Below are 7744 nucleotides of genomic sequence, written 5' to 3' on the forward strand. Positions count from 1 at the left end.
CTCCCGGCGCCGGGCGGGCGCTCAGACCAAGCCGGTCAGGTAATAGACCCCGATCACGAAGAACACGGCCACGGTCTTGATGATCGTGATGGCGAAGATGTCGCCGTAGGACTGGCGGTGGGTCAGGCCGGTGACGGCGAGCAGCGTGATCACCGCGCCGTTGTGGGGCAGCGTGTCCATGCCGCCGCTCGCCATGGCGGCGACCCGGTGCATCACCTCCAGGGGGATGCCGGCCGCCTGCGCCGCCTCGACGAAGCGGCCCGACAGGGCGCCCAGCGCGATGGAGAGCCCGCCCGAGGCCGAGCCGGTGACGCCGGCCAGCACGTTGACCGTCACCGCCTCGTTGATCAGCGGGTTGGGGATCGCCGAGAGCGCGTCCGCGATCACCTTGAAGCCGGGCAGCGCGGCGATGACCGCGCCGAAGCCGTACTCGGTGGCGGTGTTCATGCCGGCCAGGAGCGAACCCGCCACCGCCGCCTTCGAGCCGTCGGAGAAGCGATCGGCGAGGTTGCGGTAGCCGAGGATCACGGTGGCGAGGATGCCGAGAAGCAGCGCGCCCTCCACCGCCCAGATCGCCGCCACCGTCCTGACCGGCACGGTGACGGGGTGGGCGGCCATCTCCGGGGTGAGCGCCGCGCTCGCCTGCTCGCCGTAGGCGCCGGTGATCCAGGCGAGCAGCAGCCGGTTGCCGATCCCGACGACGAGGAGCGGCAGCAGCGCGACCGCCGGGTGGATGACGACCCGGTCCTCGGCCGCCTGCGGCTCGTTGGCGTGGCCCTCGCCGTAGCCCTCGTCGCCGGCCCGGCGGCGGCGCCATTCGAGATAGGCGACGCCGACCGCGAACACGAACAGCGCGCCGACGATGCCGAGCCAGGGGGCGGCGTAGGCGTCGGTCTTGAAGAAGGAGGCCGGGATGATGTTCTGGATCTGCGGCGTGCCCGGCAGGGTGTCCATGGTGAAGGTGAAGGCGCCGAGCGCGATCGTGCCGGGAATCAGGCGCTTGGGGATGCGGCTGCGGCGGAACAGCTCGGCGGCGAAGGGATAGACCGCGAACACCGCCACGAACAGCGAGACGCCGCCGTAGGTGAGGATCGCGCCGACCAGCACGATGGCGACGATCGCCCGTCCCTCCCCCAGCAGCCCGGTGACGGCACCGACGATGGAGCGGGCGAAGCCCGAAATCTCCACGAGCTTGCCGAACACGGCGCCGAGCAGGAAGACGGGAAAATAGAGCTTCAGGAAGCCGACCAGCTTCTCCATGAACAGCCCGGAGAACAGGATCGGCACGGCGGCCGGATCGGTCAGCAGCACCGCGCCCATGGCGGCGACGGGCGCGAACAGGATCACCGAGAAGCCGCGATAGGCGATTCCCATCAGGAAGACGAGCGCCGCGAGGCAGATCAGGAAGCTCAAGGATGCGCCCTCCGGCGCACCGATTCTCTCTTCGCGTGCGCGACGGTCAGTCTGCCCGAAGCGCGGCCGTGTTCAATGGAGGGAGTCGTACGCCATCCGGTCGATGCGTTCGGCCTGTCCTGCGTCCTTGCGGGGCGAAGCCGTGGCCATCCAGGGCGCGGACATGCCCGCGCCCTGGATCGCTTCGCGGCCGCTCGCGATGACGGAGGGGGGCCAGACCCGAGGCGATCGATCGGAAACGGTATTACAGGCCCCGGTGCATCACCAGCGCGTCGACGGCCCCCCGCGCGGGATGGCGGAACACGCCGGGCAGGCGGCCGACCTCCTTGAGGCCGAGGCTCGTCCACAGGGCGACCGCGTGGGTGTTGGTGGCGACGACCAGATTGAACTGCATCGCCGTGAAGCCCAGCGTCCGGGCGGCCCCGAAGGAGTGCAGGCCCATGGCGCGGGCCACGCCCCGGCCCCGTGCCCGCGGATGCGTGGCGTAGGTGCCGTTGGCGACGTGGTCGCCGGGGCCGAGCTGGTTGGCGCGGACGTAGTAGCTGCCGAGGATGGCGCCCGCGCTTTCCGCGACGAAGACATGGTGGGCCGGCGAGAACCAGTAGGCGAGCGCCCGCTCCCGGTCCCAGTCCCGCGGCAGGGCGTAGGTCTCGCCCTCGCGCAGGATCGGCTCCAGGATCGACCAGATCGCGTCGTGGTCGCGGCTTTGCGCCGGGCGGATGGCAAGGTCGGTCATCGTGTTCGTGGTGTTCATTGGGAGCGCGCCGGTCTCGGAAGTCCGATCCGCGCGCTCGTATCACGGATCGGGCCCTGCGACCGCCCTTCGCCCGCGGCGCCCACCTGGGGCAAGGGGACCTTCTCGGTCGCCGACAGCCCGAAGCTGGATTGTGCCGGCCGGCGGCAGGGCGACGTGGCCCATTCCGGACCGGACGCACGTCGCGGCGCCGAGCCTCGTTCCGGGGGCCGGCTCAACCGGAGACGGGACCGGGTGCCGGGCGGCGCTCCGGACCCGTCGTCGGGGCCGCCCTTGTCCGCGTCGCCGCCGGGGATCAGGGTGATCCGGCCCCAGCCCGGCAGCTTCAGGGCCGGGCGGCGCCAGTCGAGGCCCGCCACCCGCGCCGAGCAGGTTGATCTCGAACCCGTCCACCCAGCCCAGCGTCAGGCCGACATAGCCGCGCCAGGACAGGCGCAGGCCGGTGCCGCTCGGGGTGCGCTCGGCATAGCGGCCCGGGGGCGTCCAGTCCTTGCCGAGCGCGGTCGGCGGCAGCGGCACGTCGTTGCCGGGGATGCGCGCGACCACGTGGGCGGCGAAGGTGTTTCGAGTTCGGGCCCGGCCACGCCCGGTAGGAGCCGAGGCTGCGGTAGGGATAGTCGGCCACCGCCGAGCGGATCTCGGGAATCGCCCGCGCCGCCGCGGCGAGCCGTCGAGCGCCAGCACGATCTCCGGCGCGTTGCCGAACCAGCGCCCGTCCGGCGCGTAGGCGTCGGTGCGCACCGGCCGGCCCCAGCCGACCACGTCGTAGCGGGTGTAGCGCGGGGCGTTCGCTTCCTTGACCACCACCCAACTGTGATGGGCGAAGATGCCCCGCCAGCGCCCGACCCGGGCGGCGTAGACCCGCACCATCGCCCCCGGCACGGGCGGCGGCCGGCGGCAGCAGGCCCGCGCTCGACCAGTCCGCGCTCGACCAGTTCTCCGCGCGTCCGCCCTTCGCGGTCCACCACAGGGCGTGGGTCGCGAGCGGAACCAGGAAGAGAAGGACGAGGAGAGCGAGACCGAGGAGGAGGAAGCGGAGGGGCGGGAAGAAGCACGTCGGCAGACATCGGGGTTCCGGGAGATGTCGAGGCCCCGGCAGGCGGCACCTGCCCTCCGGGAGACTCGATGTGGGCCTCCGGCCCCCGCTCGGCACAAGCGCCTGCGGTGCCGCGAACCGGCCTGATGCAGGGCCGGGCCACACACCGGGCCCGGATCGTCCCTGCCCGGGCAAGCGGAGCGGACAGGGCCTTGCAACATTGTAACACCTCGGTAATGAAACATTGGTGAACGTAGCCAGGCTGGATCGACGGGAATGCGGCGCGGACGCTCGGGACGGATGACTGCTGGGCGGCGGGGGCGGTGTCTGACGGTCGCGGCCCGGCACGGGTTTCCACGGCGCGGGGGCAGGAAGCCGCCACGCTGGAGGAGATCGGCGTGACCTCGGTGAGCCCGATCCAGGCCGAACCGGCCGCCACGGCGGTCCCGCCGGCCACCCCTCGCCGCGCGGGCGGCCGAGCTGCTGCCGGTGGTGACGAACACCTTCTCGCCGGTCACGGTGGTGCCGCAGGAGCGGATCGCCCGCGACCAGCCGCGCACAGCTCGGCGACGCGCTGTTCGACCGGCCCCGGCATCTCCGCCTCGACCTACGCGCCGGGGGCGGCCTCGCGGCCGATCATCCGCGGCCTCGACAACGCCCGGGTGGCGCATCCAGGAGAACGGCATCGTCAACGGCGGCGTGTCGGATCTCGGCGAGGACCACAGCGGTGCCGGTCAACCCGCTCAACGCCGGCCGGATCGAGGTGATCCGCGGCCCGGCGACGCTGCGCTACGGCTCGGGCGCGATCGGCGGCGTGGTCTCGGCCGAGAACAACCAGGTGCCGACCTTCATCCCCCGCCCGCGGGATCACGGGGCAGGTCACGAACCGGCACCACAAGCGTCGACAACGGCCGGACCCGGGGCGGCCCAGCGTCGATGCGGGGGGCGAACGGCATCGCGGTCCACGCCGACGGGTTCAGGACCGCCACCGATTCCTACGCGATCCCCGGCGGCATCCAGCGCAACTCGGCCACCGCAATCGCAGGGCGGCTCGGTCGGCATCTCGGCGATCGGCGAGCGCGGCTTCGTCGGCCTCGCGTTCAGCCACTACGACGCGCTCTACACAGATCCCCGGGCGGCGAGGCCGAGGGCGGCGCGCACACCGGCTGACCCCGAACCAGGACCGCCTGCTCGCCCGCGGCGAATATCGGCCGCTGAACGGGCCGTTCGAGGTGCTGCGTGTCTGGGCCGGCGGATCGTCTACCGCCACGCGGAGATCGGCATCGGCGAGGACGGAGTCGAGGGGGTCCAGGCGATCTTCAAGAACCGCGAGGTCGAGGCCCGCTTCGAGGCGCAGCACGTCCCGGTCTTCACGGCGCTGGGCACGCTCACCCGGCGCGGGTCGGCGTGCAGGCGGGCCGGCGCGTGCTCAACTCGCAGGCTCGAGAGCTTCCTGCCGAAGACCGAGTCGCGGATGCTCGCCGCCTACCTGTTCGAGGAACTGGCGGTGGGCGGAGGCCTGCGCTTCCAGGCGGCGGCCCGGATCGAGGGGCGACCGGCTCAACAGCATCGCGACACTGTTTCCCGGCGATGACCTGCCCGACGGCACCGATCCGGCGAGCTTTGCCCTGACCCGCCGCTTCGCCCCCGAAGAGCGCCAGCTTCGGCGCCCTGCAGGATCTGCCCTACGGCTTCGTGGCGAGCGTCAACGGCTCCTACGTCGAGCGCGCGCCGACCGGCTACGAGCTGTTCTCGCAAGGCCCGCACGACGCCACCGCGACCTTCGAGATCGGCGACCCGACCCTGCGGCTGGAGCGCGCCCGCACGGTCGAGATGTCCCTTACGCCGGGCGGAAGGCCCCTTGCCGCCTCGACGCCACCGGCTACGTCACGCGCTACACCGGCTTCGTCTACAAGCGCGACAACCGGCAACCGCTGCGACGACGACTTCGCCTCCTGCGGCAGCGGCGACGAAACTGCGCCAGGTCGTCTACTCGCAGGCCAACGCCACCTTCACCGGCGCCGAGATCGGCGCGCAGCTCGACCTGTTCGCCGTCGGCGACGGCTGGGCGGGGATCGAGGCGCAGTACGATTTCGTCCGGGCCCAGTTCGACGACGGAAGCTACGTGCCGCGCATCCCGCCGCACCGGCTCGGCGGCGGCGCCTTCGTGCGGGCGGGCGGCTGGTTCGCGCGGATCAACCTCCTGCACGCCCTTCGACCACGTCGAGATCGCCCCGTTCGAGACGACGACCCCGGGCTGGAACGACCTGCGGGCCGAACTCGCCTACACCCAGGCCCTCGACCCGGCGATCTACGGCGCCACCGAGGTGACGCTCGGCCTCCAGGGCCGCAACCTGCTCGACGACGACATCCGCAACGCGGCCCTCGTTCAAGAAGGACGAGATCCTGCTGCCGGGCCGCAACGTCCGCCTGTTCCTGACCGCGCGGTTCTAAAGGCCGCGCCCCTCCCCCCGCCCCTACTTGCCGCGGGCCGGCTTCACCGCCGGCCGCTCGGGCGGCGTGACGGCGCCGGCCGCCGTCCAGTGGCACACCGCCGTGCCCTTGAGCGCGAGGCAGTCGTAGGCGCGGCCGTTGAGGGCGACGTGGTCGGCGAGCCCCGTGACCCGCCGCGCGGTCCCACGGGGCTGCAGCCGAGATCGGATTTCGGATCGTCGGCGAGCGCGAGCGCGGCGGCCCGGTCCTCCCCCCGTGCTGCGCAGGAGGCTGCGCAGATTGGCCAGCGAGGTGCAGCCGATCACGGGCGGCGGGCCGGGCCGGCGCCTTCGGATCGCTCGTCCTCGCCCCCACTCCCTCCCTGCGCGGCGGCGCACGAGGCGGACAGCATCAGGGCGATGACGGCCGGGGCGGCCAGAGTCCGGAGGACGGAGAGCGGCAGGCGGGACATGGATCGGTCTCGGACGGCGGAAGCCTCGCCCCGAACGGCGGCTGCCGGCCCTCGGAACGGTGTGCTCACGCCCGGCATACCATGCCCGGCGCCCCGGACCGAGCGCCGCTCGCCCGTGGCCCCGTCCCCCTCTCACGAGGCCTCACGATCCCGCACGCGTCCCCCTGCGCCCGCAGCTTGGCGTAGCGCTTGAGGGCCCGGTCGCGGCGCAGCCGGGTCAGCCGGTCGATCCAGAAGATACCAGTCGAGCTGATCGATCTCGTGTTGCAGGCCAGGCGGCGCGCAGGCCCTCGGCCTCCTCCTCGCGCCCGGCGCCGTCGAGGTCGCGGTAGCGCACCCGGATCCGGGCCGGCCGCTCCACCGGCTCGACCACGCCCGGCATCGAGACGCTCCCCCTCCGGATGCGAGGCCCGCTCCCGGCGAGGCCCAGACGACGGCGGGATCGACGTAGACCGCGTGCGGCTCGTCCGGCTGGAGGCGGATCACCACCACCCCCGCTCCGGACGCCCGACATGGATCGCGGTCAGCCCCATCGCCGAGACGGCTCCGAGAGTGTCGAGCACGTCCGCCGCGAGCGCGCGCAGGGCCTCGTCCGACACGGTGAGGGGACCGGCCGGGCGGTGCAGGGCGCGCATCGGGATAGAGGATCAGCGGCAGGGCGGGCATGGGCACGGCTTCCGGGACACGAACGGCGCGGGGATGGGCGATGTCCGCGGCGGGACACGCTTCGATCCCCCCCCCATACCAGACGGTGAAAGGGTCCGATGCGCCGTCTCCGCCCCCGGGTCGGGCCTCCGTGATCGGCCGCGATGCCGGCCGCGGCAAGACCGGCCGCGGCAAGACCGGACACGTCCGGCCCGCAAACGAAAGATCGAAGAAACCCCGCTTTGGCCGAGAGGACCGCGATCGAGATCGATCTATCCGCGCCGATCCGGGAGGATCGGGCACATGTCGGAACCGCGGCGGCACCGATGCATTGGTTTCCCAAGCCCAGAGGGAGCACGACATCATGATGAAGACCGTGACGAGCCTGCTCGCCGGCACCATCGTTGCCGCGACCATGACCGCCGCGCTGCCGGCCTCCGCGCAGGTCGATCATCATCGGCCCGGACGGACGGCCGGGGATCGATCTGCGGTCCCGGGCGCAGCGCGAACGCGATTTCCAGCGCGAGATGCGCATGCGCGACCGGGACGACTACTACCGCGAGCAGCGCTTCCGGGATCGCGACCGTCACGACCGCCGTTACGACCGGCGCGGCTACGATTACTGACCGGAGGCGGGACGGGTTCCGCACCCTCGGGGAGCGGTGCCTCGATCCACGGCGATCGGGCACGGCTTCCGCAGCGGAACGACGGGACGCGGCCGGGAGACCGGCCCCTTTTTCGGGCCCTGCACCGGCGCAGCCCCTTCCCGCATTCCGGACAACGGGTACGCGGCCCATTTGCCCAGCCCGCAACAAATGATGTCATAAGGCCGGCACTCGGTCGAAATTCGCACCATTTCAGCGTACTCGCCCCGAATGGCCAAGGTTCCGCCACGGATTTCCGTCCTGAACGCAGGGCCGCGTCGGCGGGAAACCTTTGCGCCGCTTGCACGGTTGTCTCATCGAACATAGCTTTGACTCGTCGATCGGTG

Annotated in this window: 7 protein-coding genes and 2 pseudogenes; 1 reads left to right on the forward strand and 8 read right to left on the reverse strand. The window is 72.2% G+C overall.

All coding sequences use genetic code 11. The features are described from left to right. Positions 1-21 precede the first annotated feature (21 nt). From PGN25_01575 to PGN25_01590, 4 genes and pseudogenes are all read right to left on the reverse strand, one after another. On the reverse strand, positions 22-1413 hold the full coding sequence (locus PGN25_01575) for a GntP family permease (protein MEH3116333.1): 1392 nt from the start codon (positions 1411-1413) through the stop codon (positions 22-24). Between the two features lie 244 nt (positions 1414-1657). Next, complete coding sequence (locus PGN25_01580) at positions 1658-2149, reverse strand: N-acetyltransferase (GenBank protein MEH3116334.1); 492 nt, start codon at positions 2147-2149, stop codon at positions 1658-1660. A gap of 343 nt (positions 2150-2492) precedes the next feature. Next, on the reverse strand, positions 2493-2792 hold the full coding sequence (locus PGN25_01585; GenBank protein ID MEH3116335.1) for a hypothetical protein: 300 nt from the start codon (positions 2790-2792) through the stop codon (positions 2493-2495). After that, positions 2711-3037, reverse strand: a pseudogene (locus PGN25_01590) (DUF3750 domain-containing protein). Before PGN25_01590 ends, PGN25_01585 begins: the two are co-directional and overlap by 82 nt. Positions 3038-3930: 893 nt before the next feature. Here PGN25_01590 and PGN25_01595 point away from each other — a divergent pair. Then, entirely contained in the window at positions 3931-4797 is an 867-nt protein-coding gene (locus tag PGN25_01595) for a TonB-dependent receptor plug domain-containing protein (GenBank protein MEH3116336.1), read from the forward strand. Between the two features lie 601 nt (positions 4798-5398). Here PGN25_01595 and PGN25_01600 read toward each other — a convergent pair. From PGN25_01600 to PGN25_01615, 4 genes and pseudogenes are all read right to left on the reverse strand, one after another. Continuing rightward, on the reverse strand, positions 5399-5596 hold the full coding sequence (locus PGN25_01600) for a hypothetical protein (GenBank protein MEH3116337.1): 198 nt from the start codon (positions 5594-5596) through the stop codon (positions 5399-5401). A gap of 84 nt (positions 5597-5680) precedes the next feature. Further along, complete coding sequence (locus PGN25_01605) at positions 5681-5962, reverse strand: hypothetical protein (protein MEH3116338.1); 282 nt, start codon at positions 5960-5962, stop codon at positions 5681-5683. Continuing rightward, positions 5959-6108 (reverse strand): hypothetical protein, encoded by a 150-nt coding sequence (locus PGN25_01610; protein MEH3116339.1) that lies wholly within the window; start codon positions 6106-6108, stop codon positions 5959-5961. Before PGN25_01610 ends, PGN25_01605 begins: the two co-directional genes overlap by 4 nt. 170 nt (positions 6109-6278) lie before the next feature. After that, positions 6279-6774 (reverse strand): annotated as a pseudogene (locus PGN25_01615) (peptide deformylase). Positions 6775-7744 lie beyond the last annotated feature (970 nt).

Source organism: Methylorubrum populi (assembly GCA_036946625.1).
GTDB lineage: Bacteria > Pseudomonadota > Alphaproteobacteria > Rhizobiales > Beijerinckiaceae > Methylobacterium > Methylobacterium populi_C.